Annotated in this window: 16 protein-coding genes and 1 pseudogene; 15 read left to right on the top strand and 2 right to left on the bottom strand. The window is 75.4% G+C overall.

Going from position 1 to position 21,839, the window contains the following annotated elements:
* Positions 1-287: 287 nt before the first annotated feature.
* The 7 genes and pseudogenes from ssd to ABWK59_RS16450 form a co-directional block, all read left to right on the top strand.
* Complete coding sequence (gene ssd / locus ABWK59_RS16480) at positions 288-1,403, top strand: septum site-determining protein Ssd (protein WP_354641343.1); 1,116 nt, start codon at positions 288-290, stop codon at positions 1,401-1,403.
* A 581-nt stretch (positions 1,404-1,984) separates the two neighbouring features.
* On the top strand, positions 1,985-3,175 hold the full coding sequence (locus tag ABWK59_RS16475; RefSeq protein ID WP_354644977.1) for a TadA family conjugal transfer-associated ATPase: 1,191 nt from the start codon (positions 1,985-1,987) through the stop codon (positions 3,173-3,175).
* Positions 3,176-3,269: 94 nt separating this feature from the next.
* The gene (locus ABWK59_RS16470) at positions 3,270-4,361 is read left to right on the top strand and encodes a type II secretion system F family protein (protein ID WP_354641342.1); all 1,092 of its coding nucleotides are present in this window, start codon (positions 3,270-3,272) and stop codon (positions 4,359-4,361) included.
* Positions 4,362-4,640: 279 nt separating this feature from the next.
* On the top strand, positions 4,641-5,423 hold the full coding sequence (locus ABWK59_RS16465) for a type II secretion system F family protein (RefSeq protein ID WP_354641341.1): 783 nt from the start codon (positions 4,641-4,643) through the stop codon (positions 5,421-5,423).
* A gap of 35 nt (positions 5,424-5,458) precedes the next feature.
* On the top strand, positions 5,459-5,722 hold the full coding sequence (locus tag ABWK59_RS16460; protein WP_354641340.1) for a DUF4244 domain-containing protein: 264 nt from the start codon (positions 5,459-5,461) through the stop codon (positions 5,720-5,722).
* A gap of 76 nt (positions 5,723-5,798) precedes the next feature.
* The gene (locus ABWK59_RS16455; protein WP_354641339.1) at positions 5,799-6,146 is read left to right on the top strand and encodes a TadE family type IV pilus minor pilin; all 348 of its coding nucleotides are present in this window, start codon (positions 5,799-5,801) and stop codon (positions 6,144-6,146) included.
* Positions 6,147-6,222: 76 nt separating this feature from the next.
* Positions 6,223-6,564, top strand: a pseudogene (locus tag ABWK59_RS16450) (Rv3654c family TadE-like protein); the annotation flags it as partial.
* Positions 6,565-6,849: 285 nt separating this feature from the next.
* Here ABWK59_RS16450 and ABWK59_RS16445 read toward each other — a convergent pair.
* The gene (locus tag ABWK59_RS16445) at positions 6,850-9,186 is read right to left on the bottom strand and encodes a DEAD/DEAH box helicase (protein WP_354641338.1); all 2,337 of its coding nucleotides are present in this window, start codon (positions 9,184-9,186) and stop codon (positions 6,850-6,852) included.
* A gap of 220 nt (positions 9,187-9,406) precedes the next feature.
* Here ABWK59_RS16445 and bldG point away from each other — a divergent pair, with 220 nt between their 5' ends.
* From bldG to ABWK59_RS16420, 5 genes are all read left to right on the top strand, one after another.
* On the top strand, positions 9,407-9,748 hold the full coding sequence (gene bldG / locus ABWK59_RS16440; protein WP_014136695.1) for an anti-sigma factor antagonist BldG: 342 nt from the start codon (positions 9,407-9,409) through the stop codon (positions 9,746-9,748).
* A 161-nt stretch (positions 9,749-9,909) separates the two neighbouring features.
* Entirely contained in the window at positions 9,910-10,344 is a 435-nt protein-coding gene (locus ABWK59_RS16435; protein WP_354641337.1) for an ATP-binding protein, read from the top strand.
* A gap of 265 nt (positions 10,345-10,609) precedes the next feature.
* Positions 10,610-10,978: a cyclophilin-like fold protein gene (locus ABWK59_RS16430; protein WP_354641336.1), complete on the top strand. Its 369-nt coding sequence runs from the start codon at positions 10,610-10,612 to the stop codon at positions 10,976-10,978.
* A gap of 159 nt (positions 10,979-11,137) precedes the next feature.
* Positions 11,138-11,773 (top strand): small secreted protein, encoded by a 636-nt coding sequence (locus tag ABWK59_RS16425; RefSeq protein ID WP_354641335.1) that lies wholly within the window; start codon positions 11,138-11,140, stop codon positions 11,771-11,773.
* 88 nt (positions 11,774-11,861) lie between these two features.
* On the top strand, positions 11,862-13,412 hold the full coding sequence (locus ABWK59_RS16420) for a DUF7059 domain-containing protein (protein WP_354641334.1): 1,551 nt from the start codon (positions 11,862-11,864) through the stop codon (positions 13,410-13,412).
* Positions 13,413-13,588: 176 nt separating this feature from the next.
* Here the strand turns inward: ABWK59_RS16420 and ABWK59_RS16415 are convergent, their stop codons facing one another.
* Positions 13,589-14,140: a hypothetical protein gene (locus tag ABWK59_RS16415; RefSeq protein WP_354641333.1), complete on the bottom strand. Its 552-nt coding sequence runs from the start codon at positions 14,138-14,140 to the stop codon at positions 13,589-13,591.
* Positions 14,141-14,340: 200 nt separating this feature from the next.
* Here ABWK59_RS16415 and ABWK59_RS16410 point away from each other — a divergent pair, with 200 nt between their 5' ends.
* The 3 genes from ABWK59_RS16410 to tmk all read left to right on the top strand — a co-directional run bounded on the left by ABWK59_RS16410 (position 14,341) and on the right by tmk (position 21,779).
* Complete coding sequence (locus ABWK59_RS16410; protein ID WP_420492790.1) at positions 14,341-14,898, top strand: hypothetical protein; 558 nt, start codon at positions 14,341-14,343, stop codon at positions 14,896-14,898.
* A 557-nt stretch (positions 14,899-15,455) separates the two neighbouring features.
* Positions 15,456-18,335: a type I DNA topoisomerase gene (gene topA / locus ABWK59_RS16405; RefSeq protein ID WP_354641332.1), complete on the top strand. Its 2,880-nt coding sequence runs from the start codon at positions 15,456-15,458 to the stop codon at positions 18,333-18,335.
* A gap of 123 nt (positions 18,336-18,458) precedes the next feature.
* Positions 18,459-21,779 carry a dTMP kinase gene (gene tmk / locus ABWK59_RS16400; RefSeq protein WP_354641331.1) on the top strand — a complete coding sequence of 1,107 codons (3,321 nt, stop codon included), beginning with the start codon at positions 18,459-18,461 and terminating at the stop codon, positions 21,777-21,779.
* Positions 21,780-21,839 lie beyond the last annotated feature (60 nt).

The following is a 21,839-nucleotide window of genomic DNA, read 5'->3' as shown; positions in this document are numbered from 1 at the left end:
GTGCCGCGCGCGTGGCCGCGCGCGTGTGCCGAGCGATCTTCGAGAAGCACTCGAGTGTCAATTCGAGATGCCTTTGCCCCCCGTTCGAGTGAACAAAGTTATCCACAGCCCCGAGTTGTCCACAGGGATTCGACCGGGGGCTGACGGATTACTCCGCGACCTTCACCGTGGTGCCCGGGCGGTCGCCACCCCTCCTCGTGAGACGGCGAACTGACGCCCCACCGGACCGCGTCCGACCAGGCCCTGCCCCGGTCGGACGCCGGACAGCACCCACGGGGGAGCCAGCCATGTCCACACCGACCACCGATCCCGACCTCGCCGATCGGCAGGCCCCGATCGGACCCCTGATCGTCACCGGCGACGCCCCGCTCGCCGACCACCTCACCCGGCTGTGCGCGGCCGCCGGCACCGAACCCCGGCTGTTCACCGGCGAACCGCCGCCGCGCGGTGAGTGGGAGAGCGCGCCGCTGGTCCTGGTCGGGGACGACTTCGCCGACCGCTGCTCGGAGCTCGGCCGCCGCCCCGGCGTCCTGCTGCTCGGACTCGACCTGGACGACGGCGCGATCTGGGTCCGGGCCGTGCGGCTCGGCGCGGAGCACGTCCTGTTCCTGCCGGACGCGCAGTCCTGGCTGCTGGACCGGATCGCCGACGCGGTCGAGGGGGTCGGCCCGCCCGCCCTCACGGTGGCCGTGCTCGGCGGCCGCGGCGGCGCCGGAGCCTCCACCCTGGCCTGCGCGCTCGCCGTCACCGGCGCACGGGCCGGTCACCGGACGATGCTCATCGACGCCGACCCGCTCGGCGGCGGACTGGACGTGCTGCTCGGCGCGGAGCAGGTCGGCGGCCTCCGCTGGCCGGACCTGGCCGGCTCCCGCGGCCGGGTCAGCGGCAGCGAGCTGGCCAAGGCGCTGCCCGAACTCCACCGGCTGAGCACGCTGTCCTGGGACCGGTCGGACACCCTGACCATCCCGCCCGAGGCCATGCGCAGCGTGCTGGCCGCGGCCCGAAGACGCGGGGGGCTGGTGGTGGTCGACCTGCCCCGGCATCCCGACCCGGCCGCCGCCCAGGCGCTGGAGCAGACCGACACCGGCCTGCTGGTCGTCCCCGCCGAACTCCGCGCCACGGCCGCCGCCCACCGGGTCGCCGCGGCCGCCCGGATGCGGCTCACCGACCTCCGGGTGGTCGCCCGGGTCCCGGGCCCCGCCGGGCTCACCGCAGCCGACCTCGCCCGCGGCCTGCGGCTCCCCCTGGCCGGGGAGCTCCCGCGCGAGCCCGGCCTGGCCACCGACATCGAGCGCGGTTCGCCGCCCGGCATCCGCGAGCGCGGGCCGCTGGCCCGCTTCTGCACCAGTTTCCTGAACGAGGCCATGCCGCCGGTGCCGGTGGCTGGAGGAGGTGCGCTGTGACCGAACGCCTGCGCAGGCCCGGCCTGCGGAACGCCACCCGGAAGGCCAAGCGGAGCGCCGCCCCGAAGCCGCACCGGAGGCCGCCGGAGTCGCTCAGGCCGCCGGGGACGGGCCTGCGGCGGCCGACGCCTCCGCGGTCCGTCGCTCCGGCTGCCCAGGCCGCCCCGGCTGCGGGCACCTGGGGTGTCCGGGCCTCCGGCACGGCCGTGCTGGAGACGGCCGGGGCGGTGACGGCCGGGCCGACCGGTGCGGCCGGCGTCGCGCCGCCGCTGCCGGCGGAGGCCGGCTTGGTGGAGAGCGCCGCACCGGCCGACGTGGCCGCTCGGGCCCGGGCCGGGGGCGACTCCCGAGCGGAGCAGGCCGGCAGGGCCTGGGCGGAGGCCGTACAGCCGGGCCCGACCGCTCCCGTGGTCCGGCCGCCCGAGGAGCCCAGAGGGCCGCGCCCGGCCGGCGCGCCCCTCGGCCTCACGGCCCGTCAGGCCGTCCCGCCCGCGCCGAGGTCCGCCGGGGTGCGACCCGGGTACGCGGCCCCGTCCGGGCCGGTGGCTCCCGCCGCGGACCCCGCCCCGACCGGGCGGGCCATGGCCGAACGGGCGGCTGCCCTGGTCGACGCCGTACGGCTCCGCCTGGTCGAGGCCGGCACCCCGCCCACCAGCGGCTCGGTGGCCGCCGCCCTCCGGGCCGCCCGGCCGCCGCTCGGCGGTGACGACGTCCTCGACACGGTCCGGGTCCTGCGGGCCGAACTCGTCGGCGCCGGACCGCTCGACCCGCTGCTCGCGGAGGCCGAGGTCACCGACGTCCTGGTCAACGGGCCGGACGAGATCTGGGTCGACCGCGGCCGCGGTCTCCAGCGGGCGCCGGGCATCCGGTTCGCCGACGCCGAGGCCGTCCGCCGCCTGGCCCACCGCCTCGCCACCGCCGCCGGACGGCGACTCGACGACGCCCGGCCCTGGGTCGACGCACGGCTCCCCGACGGCACCCGGCTGCACGCCGTCCTCCCGCCGATCGCCACCGGCTGCACCCACCTCTCGCTGCGGACCAGCCGCAGCCGGCCGTTCACCCTGCCCGAACTCGTCGCGGCCGGCTCGCTCCCGCAGACCGGAGCCGACCTGCTGGCCGCGGTCATCCGGGCCAGGCTCTCGCTGCTGATCACCGGCGGCACCGGCACCGGGAAGACCACCCTGCTCGCCGCCCTGCTCGGCCTGGTCGAACCCGGCGAACGGATCGTGCTGGCCGAGGACTCGGCCGAGCTGCGCCCCGACCACCCCCACGTGGTGCGGCTCCAGAGCAGGCCGCCGAACCAGGAGGGCCTCGGCGAACTGACCCTCCGCGACCTCGTCCGACAGGCACTGCGGATGCGGCCGGACCGGCTGGTGGTCGGCGAGGTGCGCGGCGCCGAGGTGGTTGACCTGCTGGCCGCGCTGAACACCGGCCACGAGGGCGGCGCGGGAACGGCCCACGCCAACACGGCAGCGGACGTCCCGGCGCGGCTGGAGGCGCTCGGCTCGCTCGCCGGGCTCCCCCGGGACGCCCTGCACAGCCAGCTCCGCGCCGCGCTGGACGTGGTCGTCCACCTGGTCCGCGAACCGGCCAGCGGCCGGCGCCGGGTGGCCGGGCTGCACATCCTGGACGGCACCGGCGCGGGCCCGACCCGGACGGTCCCGGCGATCACCTTCCCCGCCACCGGCGGATGCGAGCCCGGCCCCGGCTGGGAACGGCTGCGGCAGTGCTGCGCCGAGCGGGGCACCGAGCTGCCGGGGGTGTCGCGGTGACCGCCCGGCAGGCCGAACTCCTGTGGGTGCTGGTGCTGTCCGGAGCCGCCGGGGGCGCCTGGTGGCTGCTCCAGCCGGCGGTCAGGAGCTCCCGATGAACCCGAACCCGTCGACCTGGGCCGCCGCGCAGAACGGCGAAGGCCTGGTCCACGCGGTGGCGTGCGCGGCCACCCTCGCCGGTGTGCTGCTCGGCCTCACCCTCGGGGCAGCCGGCCTGCGGCGCCGACGGCGGACGGTGGCGCGGGCCCGGACGGTCGTCCCGCTGGCCGTGGGCCGTGCGGGCTGCGGCGGGCGCGGTCCCACGGCAGCGCTGAACGGGCTGCGGAGCCGGATCGCCCTGACCCGACCGCGCTGGCTGGTGGCGGAACTCCTGCTGCTCCCCGTCGGCCTCGTGCTCGCCCGGGCCACCGCCTCGGTCGTGCCCCTGCTGGGCGCGGCGGCCCTCGTGGCGCCGCTCCGGCGGTGGCGGAAGCGACGGCGGACGGCCGCCGAGGCGCGCCGCCGCGCCACGGCCGTGATCGACCTCTGCACCGGCCTGGCCGCCGAACTCCGCAGCGGCTCCACCCCCGAACAGGCCCTGCACACCGTCACCTCCCGGGCCGGGCAGGCGCTGCGGCGCGACCTGGGCGCCGAGGCCACCGCCCGCTTGGCCGCAGGCCGGTACGGCGGGAACGTCCCGGCCGCGCTCCGGTTGGTCGCCGAACTGCCCGGCGGGAGCGGGGCGGCCGCCGTCGCCGCCTGCTGGCAGGTCACCGCGGACAGCGGAAGCGGCCTGGCCGTCGGCCTGGACCAGGTCGCCGACGCCCTGCGGGCGGAACGGGCGCTCGCCGAAGAGATCGCCGGCGAGCTGGCCGGCCCGAAGACGACCATCGCCGTCCTCGCCGCGCTGCCCCTGCTGGGGTTGCTGCTCGGTGCCGCGCTCGGGGCACAGCCCGTACGGGTGCTGCTCCACACGCCGGCCGGGCTGGGGTGCCTGCTGGGCGGGGCGCTGCTGGAGGCCGGCGGGCTGCTCTGGACGGCCCGGCTGGTGCGGGCGGCGGAGGGGACGGAGCAGGGGCGCGGCTGTCCTCCCGGTCGGCGGGAACCGGATCGGCCGGGAGCGAGGGCCGGGGCCGCGGACGGCTGCGGCCTCTCCCGCACCCGGGCCGACCTGCACGCCGGCGGCCGGGCGGAGGTGGCGTGGTGAGCGGCGACACGGCCGGGGCCCGTGGGTGCGCCAGGCGGCGGAGCGTCCGGACGAGCCCGGCCCGGACGCGAGGCCGGTGCACGGCGCCGCGAGAGGCCCCGACCGGCGGGTCGAGGGCGGTCGAGCTCGGACGGCTGCGCGGCCGCGCGACTGTCCTGGAGCGGTCGGCGGGGCCTGTGGGGTCTGCGGGGTCGGTGGGGCGAGGCGAGGTACGGACCGCGGCGGCCTGCCGATCGGGTGCAGCGCCGCAGGCCGGTCCGACCGGACAGGAGGTGCGGGGTGGTGACACTGCTGGTGCTGCCCGTGGTGGCCGGGGGAGTGGTCGGCGAGCTCGCCGCGGCGCGGTGGCGGCGTGGGGCACGGCGGCGCTTCGGGCGGTGTCTGCCGTCCGAGGTGCCGACCCCGGGACGGAGACGCGGCGGACGCACTGCCGCGCGGATGAGGCGGCTGGCGTCGTCGAGTTGGGCCGTCCCGCTGGCCGTGGGCCTCGGCGCGACGGCCGCGGTCGGCGGATGGGCCGGGGTGCCGGCGGGAGCCCTGGTGGCCCTGGCCGCGCAGCGGTGGCTGCCGAGGACGCGCTCGCCCGCCCAACGGCAGGCGCAACGCGACCGGGACCGCCTGGAGCGGCAACTCCCGCTCACCGCCGACCTGCTGGCCGCCTGCCTGGGCTCTGTTCCCTCCCCGGCGGTGGCGGCCGCGGCCGTGGCGCAGAGCGTCGGCTCGCCGATGCGCGAGCGGCTGGCGGCGGTGGCCGCCCAGCTGTCCCTGGGAGCGGCGCCGGAGGCCTGCTGGGAAGGCCTGGCCGAGGGCTGTCCGCCACTCGCCCCGCTCGCCCGCTGTCTCGTCCGGACGAGTCTCGGCGGAGCCCCGCCGAGCGCGGCCCTGACCGGCCTCGGCCATGCCCAACGCGCCACCGCGAGCCGGGCCGCCCATGCCCGGGTACGCCGGGCCGGGGTGCTCGCCACCGCCCCGCTGGGCCTGTGCTTCCTGCCCGCGTTCGTCCTGATCGGAGTCGTCCCGGTGGTGGTCGGCCTGACCGCCCAGTTCGCCGTTCGGATCTGACCGATCGTCGGCCCCTCACGAGAAGGAGACCAGCCATGAACACCTCCGCCCTCCCCAAGCCGGCCGGTGGTGACACCGGAGCGTTCCGCGGCGCATCGCGCCGATGGGGTGACAGGCTGCGCGTCCGGCTCCGACGGCTGGCGCGCGGCCGCGGCGACGCGGGGAGCGTCACCGCGGAGTACGCGATCGGGACGGTCGCGGCCTGCGCCTTTGCCGCGGTCCTCTACCGCGTGGTCACCAGCGAAGCGGTCTCCGGCCTGCTCAACGAACTGCTGCAACGGGCTCTCCATGTGGTCTGACCCCCGACAGCGGGTGGGCCGACGGATTCGGCGCACCGCGGGTGCGGCAGGACGGGCGGGGCGTGAGGCCGGCTCGGTGACCGCGGAGACGGCTGTCGTCCTCCCGGCCCTGGTCCTGCTGGCGGCGATGCTGATGTGGGCCGTGGTGGTGGCTTCCGACCAGATCCGGTGCGTGGACGCGGCCCGGGTGGGGGCGCGCTCCGCCGCCCGGGGCGAACCGGACGCGGAGGCCGTGGCCCGCGCCGCCGCTCCGGCGGGCGCCGTGATCGGACTGGCCCAGGACGCGGAGACCGTCCGCGTGACCGTGGACGCGCCCTGTCCGGGCCCCGGCGTCCTGGCGGCGCGACTCTCGGTCCGGCTCACCGCCTCGGCGGTGGCCGCCCGTGAGGACGTCGACACCCTGCATCCCGGGGGTGGCACGTGACCGGGCCCTCCGGCCTGTGGACAGGCGCGCTGACAGGTCGTCGAACGTCAGGCTGCGCGGCGACGGGAGGTCGGCGATGAGGTGGTCGTCCCCGGTCATGCGGCGCCGCACCGTCCGGTCGCAGTCCCGTGGGCGGAGTGCGCCGGACCAGGGCTCGGCGACGGTGTGGCTGGTCGCCCTGCTCATGCTCGGGTGCACGGTGGTCGGGTGCGCCCTGTGGTTCGGCGCGGTGGTGGCCGCACGGCACCGGGCCGAGTCGACGGCGGATCTGGCCGCCCTGGGCGCGGCTGATCATCTGCTCATCGACCCGGACGGCGGCTGCGGCTGGGCGGCCCGCATCGCGGCCGTGCAGGGGGCCGAGCTGGTGTCCTGCACGGTCCTGTCGGACAGCGACGTGGTGGAGGTGGTGGTCCAGGTCCGGATCGAGAGGCCGCCCGTTCCGGTCGGTCCCGTCCGGGCCCGAGCCCGGGCCGGCCCCGTCTGGACCTGGGCCGACGACTCGCCCGACGGCGGCCAGGAGAGCGCGGCGTCCGCCACCACTGCCGCATCCGCCGTCACCACCACCGCTGCGTCCACCGGCCCCGCGGCCGTCCAGGCGGGAACACGGCTCACCCGCCGCGCCGGCGGGCGGGCCCTACCCGGTCGGACCTGCGGCGTCCGTACCCTCCCCGGCTCCGGCCGACCCGGCCGACCCGCCCGACCCCTATGGATCGCCCGCGGCGACCGGCGGCGCACCGGCGAGCAGGGCATCCAGCAACCGGACGGCCGCGGCCTTGTCCAGCGGGTCGTTCCCGTTGCCGCACTTCGGCGACTGCACACAGGACGGGCAGCCGCGCTCGCACTCGCAGGCCGCGATCGCCTCCCGGGTGGCCTTCAGCCAGACCACCGCCCGCCGGAAGCCCCGCTCGGCGAAGCCGGCGCCGCCCGAGTGGCCGTCGTACACGAAGACCGTCGGCAGCCCGGTGTCCGGATGCAACGGCACCGAGACCCCGCCGATGTCCCAGCGGTCGCAGGTGGCGAAGAGCGGCAGGAGGCCGATCGAGGCGTGCTCGGCCGCGTGGGCGGCGCCCGGCAACTGGTCGACCGGGATGTCGGCGTCCAGGAGCTGGTCCTCGGTGACGGACCACCAGACGGCCCGGGTCCGCAGCGTCCTGGGCGGCAGGTCCAGCTTGCTCTCGCCCATGATCTCGCCCGTGGCGATCCGCTTCCGCAGGAACCCCACCACCTGGTTGACCACCTCCACCGAGCCGAAGCTCAGCCGCGCCTCGCCCCACTCCTCCGTGATGTCGGTGGACAGCACCGAGATGGAGGTGATGTCCCGGGCCGAGGTGGTGTACGGCGGATCGGCGGGAGCGACCAGGGCGACCGAGTTCTCCAGGTCCAGGTCCTGCACCAGGTACGTACGACCCTGGTGCAGGTGCACGGCACCGGTGTGCACGGTGGTGTGGGCGGCCGCGGCGTCCACCGTGCCGAGCAGACGGCCGGTCGGCGCCTCCACGATCTGCACCGGGCTGCCCCCGCTGCCGCGCAGGTCCACCCCGTCGACGGCCCGCTCGCGCCGGGTCCAGTACCAGGAACCGTCCGGCCGCCGCCGCAGCAGCCCCCGGCGCTCCAGCACCGGCAGCAGCTGCGCCGCCGAAGGGCCGAACAGCTCGTTGTCGGCCTCCGTGAGCGGCAGCTCGGCCGCCGCCGCGCACAGGTGCGGAGCGAGTACGTGCGGGTTGTCGGGGTCGAGCACGGTCGCCTCGACCGGGTTGGCGAACAGCGCCTCCGGGTGGTGCACCAGATAGGTGTCGAGCGGGTCGTCGCGGGCGATCAGCACCGCCAACGCGCCCTGCGCCTCCCGACCGGCCCGACCGGCCTGCTGCCACAACGAGGCGCGGGTGCCCGGATATCCGGCCATCAGCACCGCGTCCAGCCCCGAGATGTCCACGCCGAGTTCGAGGGCCGAGGTGGAGGCCACCCCGAGCAGCTTCCCCGCGTGGAGGTCCCGTTCCAGGGCCCGGCGCTCCTCGGCCAGGTACCCGCCCCGGTACGCCGCGACACGCGCGGCCAGCGGCGACCCCAACTGGTCCTGGGCCTGCAGCGCGACCAGCTCCGCGGCCCGCCGGGAGCGGACGAAGACCACGGTCCGGGTGCCCAGCTCGACGAGTTCGGTGAGCAGGTGCCCGGCCTCCGCGGCCGCGGTCCGCCGGACGGGGGCACCGTGCTCGCCCACGTTCTCGGTGAGCGGCGGCTCCCAGAGCCCGAAGACCAGCGGCCCGCGCGGCGAGGCGTCCTCGGTCACCGCCACCGCGGGCAGCCCGGTCAGCCGGCCGGCGGTCACGGCCGGTTCCGCGGTGGTGGCCGAGGCCAGCAGGAACACCGGCGACGACCCGTACCGCGCGCACAGCCGCCGCAGCCGGCGCAGCACCTGGGCGACGTGCGAGCCGAACACGCCCCGATAGCTGTGGCACTCGTCGATCACCACGTACCTGAGCGCCTTGAGGAAGGAGGACCAGCGCGGATGGGCCGGCAGGATCCCCCGGTGCAGCATGTCCGGATTGGTCAGCACGTACGAGGCGTACTGGCGCACCCACTCCCGCTCCTCCGGCGGGGTGTCGCCGTCGTAGAGCGCGACCCGCACCCGGTTCGGCACCAGCTCGGCCGCGCGCCGCCGCTGGTCGGCGGCCAGCGCCTTGGTCGGGGCCAGGTAGAGCGCGGTGGCGCCGCGGCCGTTGCGCGCCTCGGTGCCGTCCAGCAGATCGCTGAGGACCGGGGCCAGATAGCCGAGCGACTTGCCCGAGGCCGTACCGGTGGCGATCACCACGGCGGCCTCGGTCCGGGCCAGCTCCATGGCCTCCGCCTGGTGGGCCCACGGCTGCTCCACGCCGAGTTCGCCCGCCGCCCTCACGATCTCCGTGCGGATTCCCTCCGGCCAGGGGGCGTAACGGGCCGCGCGGGCGGGCAGATGCTCCGTATGGGTGAGGCGGGTCAACCGGCCGCGCTCGGTGGACAGGGTCGTGAGCAGGGCCTCGGGCGGGTGATGACGGGGCGGCATGAGGACCCAGTGTGTCACCGGCGTGACGGAGAATCGCCCCAAGCCATCGTGCGGTCATGGTCACAAGTGGTTGAATGAGGCCGTGACGGCCGCATGGTCGGGGCAACGACGCCGAGGCTCTGACGTGCCGGTTTGCCGCGCCCAGGCCCTGCGACCATGCGGTGGCGGCCGCCTGGCCGATGATCGCAATGACGTAGCAAGGCAAGGTGCTGGAGGTTCCGTGGACCTGTCCCTGTCGACCCGTACAGTCGGCGATCGCACGGTCGTCGAGGTTGGCGGCGAGATCGATGTGTACACCGCCCCCAAGCTGCGCGAGCAGCTGGTCGAGCTCGTCAACGATGGCAACTATCACCTCGTTGTCGACATGGAGGGCGTGGACTTCCTCGACTCGACCGGCCTCGGTGTGCTGGTCGGCGGTCTGAAGCGGGTTCGTGCTCACGAGGGTTCGCTCCGTCTGGTGTGCAACCAGGAGCGCATCCTGAAGATCTTCCGGATCACCGGTCTCACCAAGGTCTTCCCGATCCACAACTCCGTGGACGAGGCCGTCGCGGCGACCGACTGATCCCGCGCGTTCCCGGGCGGCCCTCGGGTCGCCCGCTGACCGCCTTCTCGCCGCCGGCGGGGCCTTCGGGGCCCGCCGGCGGGCCAGCCTGACATCACCCGGTCGCGGCCGGGGCCGTAGGTGCCCCGGCGCCGGGTGAGCGCAACCCCGGAGGGGGAGAGATGGCAACCGTCGAACTTCGATTCAGTGCGCTTCCCGAGCACGTGCGGACGGCACGGCTCGTGGCGGCGGCTGTGGCCAGACGGGCCGGGGTCGACGAGTCGTTGCTCGACGAGGTGCGGCTCGCCGTCGGCGAGGCCTGCTCGCGTGCGGTCGGTCTGCACCAGCGGAGCGGCCTGAACGGTGCCGTCCGGGTGGCGCTCATCGAAGAGGAGAAGCGTTTCCTCATCGAGGTCGAGGACGAGGCCGGCCCGATCGGCGGGTCCGCGGGTGGCGGCGGTGCCGGCGAGGCCGAGGGTGACGCCGACGGCGGCGAGGACGTCCTCGGGCTCGCGGTGATCACCGGCCTGGTCGAGGACGTCGAGGTCGGCAACGGCAACGAGGGCGGCCTGATCCGGATGAGCTGGCCCGTCTCCACCACCTCCGTCGGCGTCTGATCAGCTTCGCTCGGGGCGCGGAGCTGATCCTTTCGGCCCTTTCCGGCCACCTTTCCCGTTTTCCTGCCAGCTGGTTCCCTGCCGGCTGGTCCGCCGGCCGTTCCTGCCTGCCCGGCCCCCGTGCACGTGGTGATCTCCGTGCGCCCGCTTCCGGTCGCCCTGTCCCCGGACAACCCCCGTTTGGTTGACAAAATGTTGAAGACGGCGGTTCCCTGCTCCCCGGCGCGATCGGTTCGGTTCGAGAGGTACGGGAGAAGGAAACCCCATGCGGATACGCATCCTGTGGCCGGCCGGGCAGGCGACGGCCGAGCTCCGGTCGACGCCCACCGCCGAGGCACTCTGGGCGGCACTGCCGATCAGCTCCTCCGCCAGCACCTGGGGCGAGGAGGTCTACTTCGACACCCTGGTCAGCGTGGCGAGGGAGCCTGACGCCCAGCAGGTCGTCGAGCCCGGGACGGTCGCCTTCCGGACGGACGGGGACAGCCTGGCGCTGCCCTACGGCCAGACGCCGATCTCCCGCGGGGGCGAGTGCCGGCTGGCCAGCCCCTGCAACGTCCTCGGCGTGCTGGACGAGGACCCGGAGGTTCTGCGGTCGGTCCGCAGTGGTGACCCGATCCGGGTCGAGCGGGCCTGAGGAGGTCGTCCTGCACGCCCGTCCTCCCCGATGGCCGCCCGTTCCGAGCGGTGGTGGCCGGTCCCGCCCGGTACAGGGGGTGGGCGGGCAGGGCGGCCGGCCGTGTAGGTTCGCTGCTCGACGTCCGAACCGGGCGTTCGAGAGCGAAGGGGCCTGCGGGTGAAGAAGCGACTGCTGACCGTGTCCGTGCTCGGTGCGGTGCTGGCGTTCGGCGCCGTGGGGTGCGGTGGGGACGAGGACAACGCCGCGCAGCTGAACACCTGGGCGAAGAGCGTCTGCGACGCCGCCCAGGACCCGATCGCGCAGTCGCGGACGGCGTTCTCCGACACCGGCAAGGTCCAGCCCGGCGAGGCCCCCGGCGATCTGCAGAAGCGGCTGTCCGGCGACCTCGCGGTGCTGGCCAAGTCCAGCGAGCAGTTCGCCGACGCCGTGGACAAGGCGGGCGCCCCCAAGGTCACCGACGGGGAGAAGCTGCGGACCGACGCGGTCGCCGAGCTGCGGCAGGCGGCGCAGGGCTACCAGGAGGCCCAGAAGAAGCTGGACGCCCTGCCGGTCGCCGACCAGGAGAAGTTCGCGGACGGGCTGAAGAGCGTCGGCGACCAGGTGCAGCGCCTGTCGCAGCAGTCCACCCGGGCGCGGAACCGCCTGGAGAGCGGCGAGCTCGGCGGCGCCATCAAGAAGCAGGACGGGTGCAAGTCCACCGGCACCTCCGGGGCGCCGAGCTCGGCCCCCGCCGACCCGGCAGCCGCCTCCACCGCCCCGGCGGCCTCGGCCGCCTCGCCGTCGGCCGGCTGATCGCGGACCCGGCCCGCTGCGGTGCCCCCGCGCCGGCGCCCCCGCGTGGGGCGGTCGGCGCCGGCGGCCGGCGGGGGACAATGTGCGGGTGACCAGTAGCCCCGTTCTTGACCCGACCCGCCTGGCGAAGCTGCGTGAGGCGCTGCTCGCCGCCTCGTACACCGCCGACGGCTGCCTCGACCTGCTCGGTCCGACCGGGTACGCGGCGCTCGCCCGCAGCGAGGTGGTGCCGGCGCTGCGGAAGACCCGTGGCGGCACGCCGCTGGAGACGCTGGTGCGGCTCTTCCTGCTGCAGCGGCCGGTCCCGTACGCCGCGGCGGAGGCCGCGCTGCCCGTCCAGGACTGCCTGGCCGACGGCTGGCTGGTCCGCGACGGGGACGAGGTGCGGGCCACGGTCGACGTGCGCCCGTACGCCAACGAGGTCGCCGGGATGCCGAGCGCGGACGCCTGGGTGGTGTCCGACCTGGGCTGCGCGGTCGGCGGCGCCGGCGGGATCGGCTCGGGCGGGAGCGCGGCCGGGATCGCCCGCAAGGACCTGGTGCTGGGCGTCGGCGGCGCCTCCACCACGCTGGCGAACCTCGCCGTCCGGCGCCCGGTGCGCGAGGCACTGGACCTCGGCTCGGGCTCGGGCGTCCAGGCGCTGCACGCCGCCCGGCACGCCCAGCACGTCACCGCCACCGACCTCAACCCGCGCGCGCTGCACTTCACCCGGCTGACCCTGGGCCTCTCCGGCTTCGAGAACACCGAGGTGGCCGAGGGCAGCCTGTTCGAGCCGGTCGGCGACCGCCGGTTCGACCTGATCGTCTCCAACCCGCCGTTCGTGATCTCCCCCGGCAGCCGGTTCGTCTACCGGGACGGCGGCATGGCCGGCGACGAGCTGTGCCGGAGCCTGGTCCGCCGGGCCGCCGCGCACCTGGAGCCCGGCGGCTACTGCCACCTGCTCGCCAACTGGCAGCACGTCAAGGGCGAGGACTGGCACGACCGGCTGGCCGGCTGGGTCGCCGGCACCGGCCTGGACGCCTGGGTGGTGCAGCGCGAGGTCCAGGACACCGCCCAGTACGCCGAGCTGTGGCTGCGCGACGGCGGCGACCACCGGAGTTCCGGCGCCGAGTACCAGGCGCGGTACGACGAGTGGCTGGACGCCTTCGAATCGGGCGGCGTGGAGGGCATCGGCTTCGGCTGGATCACCCTGCGGGCCGGCGGCGCCGAGACGCCCACCGTGCGGATCGAGGAGTGGCCGCACCCGGTCGAGCAGCCCCTCGGCCCGCACATCGAGAGCTGGTTCGCCCGGCAGGACTTCCTGCGCTCCTCCGACGACGCGGGCCTGCTCGCGGCCCGGTACGTGCTGGCCGACGAGGTGGTGCAGGAGCAGGTCGGCGCGCCCGGCGCCGAGGACCCGGAGCACGTGATCCTCCGTCACAACCGCGGCATGCGGCGGGCGACGAAGGTGGACACCGTCGGCGCCGGCTTCGTGGGCGTCTGCGACGGGACCCTGTCCGCGGGGGAGATCGTCGACGCCATCGCCCAGCTGCTCGGCGAGGAGCGGGTGGTCCTGCGCGACCGGGTGCCCGAGTCGCTGCGGATGCTCACCGAGCAGGGGTTCATCGAGCCGGTCTTCGGCGAGCTGGCCGAGGACTGAGGACGGTTCAGGCGGGACGGGAGGGCCGCACGGCCCTCCCGTGCCCCCGCCGGAGCAGCCCGGCGGCACGGAAGGCCCCGTGCTCCGGCACCCCGGCGGTCCGGCGGCACCAGCGACCCCGGAGTCCCCGGCGCCCCCGGGCGTAGCGGCGAGCCGGCGGCTCCCGCCGCCCGGGATCAGGCCGGGACCTCGCTGATGGCGGTGATCCGCCCGGCGGTGTCCACCGTGACCTGGAAGTTGTTGCCGTGGCAGGAGAACGGCGCGGCCACCGTCCGCTTCGCCCCGCAGTCCGTGACGTGCGCGGCCAGCTTGGAGAACGGCGTGACGTCCTGGGCGAGTTCGGCGGTGCCCGACTTCGCCAGCAGCCGGATCCGCAGCTGCGGGGTGACGGTGAACTGCACCGGCGCGCCGGTCGGCTCGTAGCGGTCGCCGCTCGGGCCGCAGGCGTGCCGGGTGTCGGTGGCCGTGAGCTGCGACTTGGCGCCGTCGGCCGCGGTCACGTGGATCACCCGCTCGTCTCCGCGCGGCCGGCTGGTGGCGCAGCCGCGCGAGGTGGCCGAACTGCTCGCGGCCGGACGGGCCGTGCTGTCCACGTCCGTCGTGGAGTGGGTCGAGCTGCTGTGGCTGCGGCTGGAGCGCTTGTGCTTCGACCCGCCGCCGCACCCGCTGAGCGCGAGGACGGCGGTGAGACCGAGAACTGCTGCCGAGGTGAGCCGGCGCGCGGTCATATGTTCTTCCCCCTGAGGCACTGTCCGAGAGCCTGTCGTTCCTGTCCGGACGGCGGTCGGAGGGCATGCCCGGCCAAGGCCGGTTCACCCGGCCGTCCCCCCGATGTCGCCTGTCATACGGCGGGAGTCCGCCCCCGGTTGTCCCCGGACTGCGAACCTCCCGTCCACAAGGCTGTGGACAGTACCAGGGAGGGCCAACGGTGGAGATGCCGACAGCGGTCACGGCAGGAGCCGTCCTCACCCTCTTCGGCAGCGCACTCCTCCTCTGGTGCGCCGTTGAACTGCGCCTTCGCCACCATCTGCGCCGGCACGGCGTCCCCACCACCGCCCGCGTGGTCGGCGACGGCGACCGCCGCCTCGACCCGTACGGCGACCCCTACGGCGAGCTCGACAGCGCCCCTCTGATCACCTACACCGCGACCACCGGCCCCGGCGCCGGACTGCGCGAGGCCGCCCTCACGGAGGCCGGGCCGCAGGAGCCCGGGCCGCGCGAGCTGCGGGCGGTCCCGCCGGGGGAGCGGGCCGAGGGCCGGACCGTCCTGACCCGGCCGCGCGGGCACACGCCGCTGCGCCGGCCCGGCCGGCTGGTCCCCGGGGCGATCGTGCAGGTGGCGTACGACCCGCGGCGCCCGAGCCGGGTGGTCCTGGCCGGCGCGGACCAGCTGCGGACGCTGCCGAGCGACATCTTCTGGACGGTCCTCGGTACCGCCGCGGTGGCGGGCGGCCTGAGCCTGCTCGCCACGGTGCTCGCCCACTGAACGCTCGCCCGCCGGACGCTCGCGCCACTGAGCCCGGCCCACCCGGGACGACGACGTCCCGCCGAGCGGACCCGGGACCGGCCGGCCCGGGGCGAGCCGGCCTCGCGCGCGGCTCGTCCCCGCCTCGGCGATCGGGAGCCGCCCCGTCCCGCCGGTGATCACCGCCGACCTTCCCACCCTCCCGGCACCCGCCGGCCCGGAACCGCCGGGACTCCCGTGACCTCCCGTGACCTCCCCGGACGCGAGGGAAGGAGGTGAGCCCGCCCGGGCTGATCGACCGTCAGCCACCGGCGAGCGGGATCCGGCCGCCGGAGCCCGCTCTCTCCCCCTCCACGCGGCGCGAACGCCTGCCGTCGGGTTACCGTTCGAGTGGCGCAGGTCGGCCTAGCCGGTGAAAAAGCGGGTTCCGTCCGTTTGACAAGGGTGGCCAGGGTACGGTCACACTCCGCTGGTGGGGCCGTCGCACAACGGCTGCCCCGGACGGCTGCGGGTCGGGCGCACCACCCGCTGCCCTCCGCGCCGACCGCACACATCACGACCGGGAGAGAAGAGCGAAGGTGTCCCCGAGCAGCGAGACCGCGCACGGTAAGCGACTCGTCATCGTCGAGTCGCCGGCCAAGGCCAAGACGATCAAGGGCTACCTGGGCCCCGGCTACATCGTCGAGGCCAGCGTGGGGCACATCCGCGACCTTCCCGGCACGGCCGCCGAGGTGCCGGACGAGTACACCGGCGAGGTCCGCCGGCTCGGTGTCGACGTGGACCACGACTTCGCCCCCATCTATGTGGTGAACCCGGACAAGAAGTCCCAGGTCACCAAGCTGAAGTCGCTGCTCAAGGAGTCCGACGAGCTCTTCCTCGCCACCGATGAGGACCGCGAGGGCGAGGCCATCGCCTGGCACCTCCAGGAGGTGTTGAAGCCCAAGGTGCCGGTGCACCGGATGGTCTTCCACGAGATCACCAAGGACGCCATCCAGGAGGCCGTCCGCAACCCGCGCGACCTGAACCAGCGCCTGGTCGACGCCCAGGAGACCCGCCGCATCCTCGACCGCCTCTACGGCTACGAGGTCTCGCCGGTGCTGTGGAAGAAGGTCATGCCGAAGCTGTCGGCGGGCCGCGTGCAGTCCGTCGCCACCCGGCTGGTCGTCGAGCGCGAGCGCGAGCGGATCGCCTTCACCAGCGCCCACTACTGGGACCTCGTCGCCACCTTCTCCACCGGCCGCACCGCCGCCGACGCCGCCAACCCGGAGAACTTCGGCGCCCGCCTGGTCAACGTCGACGGCAAGCGGATCGCCACCGGTCGCGACTTCGGCTCCGACGGCCGACTGAAGACCGCCAACACCCTGCACCTCGACGAGCAGGCCGCCCGCGCCCTGGCCGCCGCCCTGGAGCAGACCGCCTTCGCCGTCCGCAGCGTCGAGTCCAAGCCGTACCGCCGTTCCCCGTACGCGCCGTTCCGCACCACCACGCTGCAGCAGGAGGCCAGCCGCAAGCTGGGCTTCGGCGCCAAGCGCACCATGCAGGTGGCCCAGAAGCTGTACGAGAACGGCTTCATCACCTATATGCGTACCGACTCCACCACGCTGTCGGAGACGGCGATCACCGCCGCCCGCACGCAGGTCACCCAGCTGTACGGCCGGGACTACCTGCCGGACGCGCCGCGCACCTACGCCTCCAAGGTCAAGAACGCGCAGGAGGCGCACGAGGCGATCCGTCCCTCCGGCGACCGCTTCCGCACCCCCGCCGAGACCGGCCTCGCCGGCGACGACTTCCGGCTCTACGAGCTGATCTGGATGCGCACCGTCGCCTCCCAGATGAAGGACGCCGTCGGCCAGTCGGTGACCGTGAAGGTCGGCGGCCGCTCCTCCGACGGCCGGGACGCCGAGTTCTCCGCCTCCGGCAAGATCATCACCTTCCACGGCTTCCTCAAGGCCTACGTCGAGGGCGCCGACGACCCCAACGCCGAGCTGGACGACCGCGAGCGCCGGCTGCCCCAGGTCTCCGAGGGCGACCCGCTGGCCGCCGACCGCCTCACCCCCGAGGGCCACTCCACCAAGCCCCCGGCCCGCTACACCGAGGCCTCGCTGGTCAAGGAGCTGGAGGACCGGGAGATCGGCCGCCCCTCCACCTACGCCTCGATCATCGACACCATCATCGGCCGCAAGTACGTGTTCAAGAAGGGCACCGCCCTGGTGCCCTCCTTCCTCTCCTTCGCCGTCGTCAACCTGCTGGAGAAGCACTTCGGCCGACTGGTCGACTACGACTTCACCGCCAAGATGGAGGACGACCTCGACCGGATCGCCGCCGGCCAGGCCGAGTCCGTGCCCTGGCTGAAGCGCTTCTACTTCGGTGAGGGCGAGGGCGCCGGCACCGCCGCCGAGGCCGGCAACGGCGACGGCGACCACCTCGGCGGGCTCAAGGAACTGGTCACCGACCTCGGCGCCATCGACGCCCGCGAGATCAGCTCCTTCCCGATCGGCGAGGGCCTGGTCCTGCGGGTCGGCCGCTACGGCCCGTACGTCGAGAAGCCCTCCGCCGTCGAGGGCGAGCCCGGCCAGCGCGCCGACATCCCCGACGACCTGCCGCCGGACGAGCTGACCGTCGAGCTGGCCGAGGAACTGCTGGCCAAGCCCAGCGGCGAGCGCGTGCTCGGCAGCGACCCCGAGTCCGGCCACCCGCTGGTCGCCAAGGACGGCCGGTACGGCCCCTACGTCACCGAGGTCCTCCCCGAGGGCACCCCGAAGACCGGCAAGAACGCGGTCAAGCCGCGCACCGCCTCGCTCTTCAAGACGATGTCCCTGGACACCGTCACCCTGGAAGACGCCCTGCGGCTGCTCTCGCTGCCCCGCGTGGTCGGCAGCGACCCGGACGGCAACGAGATCACCGCGCAGAACGGCCGCTACGGCCCGTACCTCAAGCGCGGCACCGACTCCCGCTCGCTCACCAGCGAGGACCAGCTGCTCACCATCACGCTGGAGGAGGCGCTGGCCATCTACGCCCAGCCCAAGCAGCGCGGGCGCGCGGCCGCCGCCGCCCCGCTCAAGGAGCTCGGCCCCGACCCGGTCAGCGAGAAGCCCGTGGTGGTCAAGGACGGCCGGTTCGGCCCGTACGTGACCGACGGCGAGACCAACGCGACCCTGCGCAAGGACGACGAGGTCGAGACCATCACGCCCGAGCGCGCCTTCGAGCTGCTGGCCGAGAAGCGCGCCCGCGGGCCGGTGAAGAAGGCCGCCAAGAAGGCGCCGGCGAAGAAGGCCACCGCCAAGAAGACCGCCACCAAGACCGCGGCCACCAACACCGCCGCCAAGAAGACGGTGGCGAAGAAGACCGTGACCAAGACGGCCGCCGCGAAGACGGCCGCGACCAAGACGGCGGCCAAGAAGACCGCCGCGAAGAAGACCGTTGCCGGGAAGACCTCCTCGGCCCCCGAGGAGAGCTGACCCGGACCGGCCGGGGCCCGCACACCCGTGCGGGCCCCGGCCGCGTCACAACCGTGTCATGAACCGCGTTCCGGACGGGTGTACCCCCCTTTTGAGCCAACGCCGGACCGCTACGCTGACCGTATGACGAGCGAGGAGCAGCCCAGCAGCGCGACCACCGCACCACCCGGCCTCCCCGAGACGGCCCCGGCCGGGACACCCGGTGAACGGGTCCGCGCCTTGCTGCGCCAGCGCCCGTACCGACGGCTGTGGACGGCCCAGCTGGTGAGCGGCACGGCCGACCGGCTCGCCCTGCTCGTGCTTGTCCCGCTGACCGTGATCGCCGCCTACCTGGGCGGCCAGCTCGGCGACGGGTACCGCTCCCTCGCGCTCGCCGTCGCCGCCGTCTTCGCCGTGCGACTGCTGGCCACCGTGCTGTTCGGCGCCGCCCTGCTCGGCCCGGTGCACACCCTGGTCTCCCGGCTGGACCGCCGCTGGGTGCTCCTCGGCGCCGACGCCCTGCGGGCCGTGCTGATCGGCCTCGCCGCCTGGTGGGCCACCTGGACACCCGGCTCGGCGTTCTGGGCCCTGCTCGCCACCGTCTTCGTCACCGGCGCCGCCGAGCGGATCTGGGCCGTCGGCAAGGACGCGGCCGTCCCCGGCCTGCTGCCCGCCGCCGACCCGTACGCGCCCGCCGCCGAGCGCCGGCCCGCCGCCTCCAGCCTGGACGCGGTCCGCATCCTCGATACCCGCACCGGCTGGGCCACCGTGCCGCTGGCCGCCACCGCGCTGGTCGCGCTCACCCTGGTCAACAACGTGTTCGCGGCCCTGGCCTCGGACTGGCTGCGCGCCAACCAGACCACCGCGGCCGCCCTCGGCGCGGCGCTGCTGTTCGCGGCCTCCGCCGTCCTGATCCACCTCCAGACGCTGCCCGCCGGCGCCGCCCCCGCACCGCGCTCCCCGCTCCAGGGCCTGCGCGCCCCGACGGACGCCACCCCCGGCCCCGCCCTGCGCAAGGGCCGCACCGGCTCCGCCCCCTACTTCACCTTCTCCGTCGCCGCCGGCTACGCCGCGATGGCCGGCACCGCCGCCCTCGGCCTGCTGACCGCCGTCGACCACCGGGCCGGACCGATCGGCTACGGCCTGGTCGTCCTCGCCGCCGTCGGGGCACCCGCCCTCGGCATCCGGGCCACCCGCGCCACCCTGCCGATGCTCTCCCGCCGCCGGCTGCTCGCCCTCGCCCTGCTGACCGAGGGCGTGGCGCTGATCCTGGCCGGGCTGGTGCTCGACTTCGTCCTCGTCCTGCTCCTCGTGGTGCTCGCCGGCCTGGCCGCCGGCGTGGTGATCGCCACCGGCCGCACCCTGCTCGCCCAGGAGATCGAGGAGGCCCGGCTGCCCAAGGTCACCGAGCACCTCTACGCCGTGCTCCGGGTCGTGGTCGGTGTCGCCCTGATCGGCCTGCCGCTTGTCGCCGCCGCCTACGGCGAGGTCGCGTACGGGAGGATCGAGCCCGGCAGCTTCACCTTCATCCACGACGGCGCCGCGCTCGCCGTCTCCACCGCCGGACTGCTCACCCTGGTGCTGGCCGCCGTGGTGGTGCTGAAGACCGACGACCGCCGCGGCACCATCCCGTTCGGCCGGGAGCTGATCCGCGCCGTGCGCGGCGGCGCCGAGCCCGCCCCGCACCGGGTCGCCGGCAAGGGCTTCTTCATCGCCCTGGAAGGCGGCGACGGCGCCGGCAAGTCCACCCAGGCGCAGGCCCTCGCGGAGTGGATCCGCAGCAAGGGCCACGAGGTCGTGGTCACCCGCGAGCCCGGCGGCAGCCCGGTCGGCCAGCGCCTGCGCGGCCTGGTCCTGGACGTGGGCAACACCGGCCTCTCCCACCGCGCCGAGGCGCTGATCTACGCCGCCGACCGGGCCGAGCACGTGGAGAACGTCATCCGGCCCGCGCTGGCCCGCGGCGCCGTGGTGATCACCGACCGCTACATGGACTCCTCCATCGCCTACCAGGGCGCCGGCCGCGACCTGGCCGCCACCGAGGTGGCCCGGATCTCCCGCTGGGCGACCGGCGGCCTGCTGCCCGACCTGACCGTGGTGCTGGACGTCGACCCGACCGCCGCCCGCGAGCGGTTCACCGAGGCACTGGACCGGCTGGAGTCCGAGCCGACCGAGTTCCACCAGCGCGTCCGCAGCGGGTTCCTGGCGCTCGCCGCCGCCGACCCCGCCCGCTACCTGGTCGTCGACGGCTCCCAGCAGCCCGCCTTCGTCACCACCGCGATCCGCCACCGGCTCGACCGTGAACTCCCGCTCTCCGACCAGGAGCGCGCCGCCAAGGCCGAGCAGGAGCGGCTCGCCCGCGAGGAGGCCGAGCGCCGCGCCGCCGAGGAGGCCCGCCAGAAGGCCGAGGCCGAGGAAGCCGAGCGCAAGCGGCAGGCCATGCTGGAGCAGCTGCGCGCCGAGCAGGCCGAGAAGGAGCGCCTCGCCAAGGAGGAGGCCGACCGGGCCGCCGCCGAGGCCGCGCGCAAGGCCGCCGAGGAGGCGCGTGTCAGGGCGGAGGAGGAAGCCCGTCGCCGGGCCGAGGAGGAGGCCGAGCGGCGTGTCGCCGAGGAGGCCCGGCTGGCCGAGGAGGCTGCCGAGCGCCGGCGCCTGGAGGCGGAGGCCGCCGCCCAGGCCGAGCTGCAGCGGCAGCGTGAACTCCAGCGGGCCGAGCAGCGCCGCCGGGCCGAGGAGGCCCTGCAGCACGCGGAGGAGGCACGGCTGAAGGCCGAGGCCGAGGCGGCCGCTGCGGCAGCCGCCGCCGCGGCGACCGCGGCGCGGGAGGGCGGGGAGGACGCGGTCACGGCCGAGCTGCCCCAGGTTGCGGAGGAGACCGGTCCGGCGGACGGGCACGGCTCGGAGGTCACCCGGGAGCTGCGGGTGCGGCCCGAGCGTCCGGCCGACCGGGAGACCGACGAGACCGCCGTGCTGCCGCGGGTCGAGGGCGAGGGGCCGGGCCGTTCCGACGCCCCGACCACCGAGGCGCCGCGGCCGGGTGCCGCCGGCCGTCCCGGTGCGTCCGGCCGTCCCGGTGCGTCCGGTCGGGCCTCGTCCGTGGACGAGACGGCGGTCCTGCCGACCGTTGAGTCCGCCCCGTCCGGCGCGACCGACGCGACCGCCGTGCTGCCGACCGTCGGCCCCGGCAAGGCCGTGCCGGCCACCGGGGACCGGGTGCCGCCGGGCCTCTGGCGCGACGAGCCCGAGGAGACCGACGAGACCACCCGGGAACTCCCGACCGCCGAGCGCCCGCGGCCGGACTGGGCCGAGGAGACCCCGCTCGACGACCTGCCGAGCCTGACCGACACCCTGCTGGGCTCCCGCGAGGAGTGGGCCCGCTGGGACGCCGCCGACGAGACCGACCAGGCGGTCGACCCCGCCCCGGAGCAGGACGGCCAGCGCGGCTGGGGCCGCAAGCGCCGCAAGGACTGATCCACAAGGGTCCCCACGGACCGGGTCCCGTATCCGCCCCTCGGCACACCGCCGGGGCAC

It is taken from the genome of Kitasatospora sp. HUAS MG31 (genome assembly GCF_040571325.1).
GTDB lineage: Bacteria > Actinomycetota > Actinomycetes > Streptomycetales > Streptomycetaceae > Kitasatospora > Kitasatospora camelliae.
The sequence above is the reverse complement of the archived record's forward strand: the minus strand, read 5'-3'. Positions and strand labels throughout refer to the sequence as shown.

Excerpts from the sequence above, each read along its gene's own strand:
- ssd (WP_354641343.1), top strand. The coding sequence starts at position 288 with ATGTCCACACCGACCACCGATCCCGACCTCGCCGATCGGCAGGCCCCG.
- ABWK59_RS16475 (WP_354644977.1), top strand. The coding sequence starts at position 1,985 with ATGGCCGAACGGGCGGCTGCCCTGGTCGACGCCGTACGGCTCCGCCTG.
- ABWK59_RS16470 (WP_354641342.1), top strand. The coding sequence starts at position 3,270 with ATGAACCCGAACCCGTCGACCTGGGCCGCCGCGCAGAACGGCGAAGGC.
- ABWK59_RS16460 (WP_354641340.1), top strand. The coding sequence starts at position 5,459 with ATGAACACCTCCGCCCTCCCCAAGCCGGCCGGTGGTGACACCGGAGCG.
- ABWK59_RS16445 (WP_354641338.1), bottom strand. The coding sequence starts at position 9,186 with ATGCCGCCCCGTCATCACCCGCCCGAGGCCCTGCTCACGACCCTGTCC.
- ABWK59_RS16435 (WP_354641337.1), top strand. The coding sequence starts at position 9,910 with ATGGCAACCGTCGAACTTCGATTCAGTGCGCTTCCCGAGCACGTGCGG.
- ABWK59_RS16430 (WP_354641336.1), top strand. The coding sequence starts at position 10,610 with ATGCGGATACGCATCCTGTGGCCGGCCGGGCAGGCGACGGCCGAGCTC.
- ABWK59_RS16415 (WP_354641333.1), bottom strand. The coding sequence starts at position 14,140 with ATGACCGCGCGCCGGCTCACCTCGGCAGCAGTTCTCGGTCTCACCGCC.
- tmk (WP_354641331.1), top strand. The coding sequence starts at position 18,459 with ATGACGAGCGAGGAGCAGCCCAGCAGCGCGACCACCGCACCACCCGGC.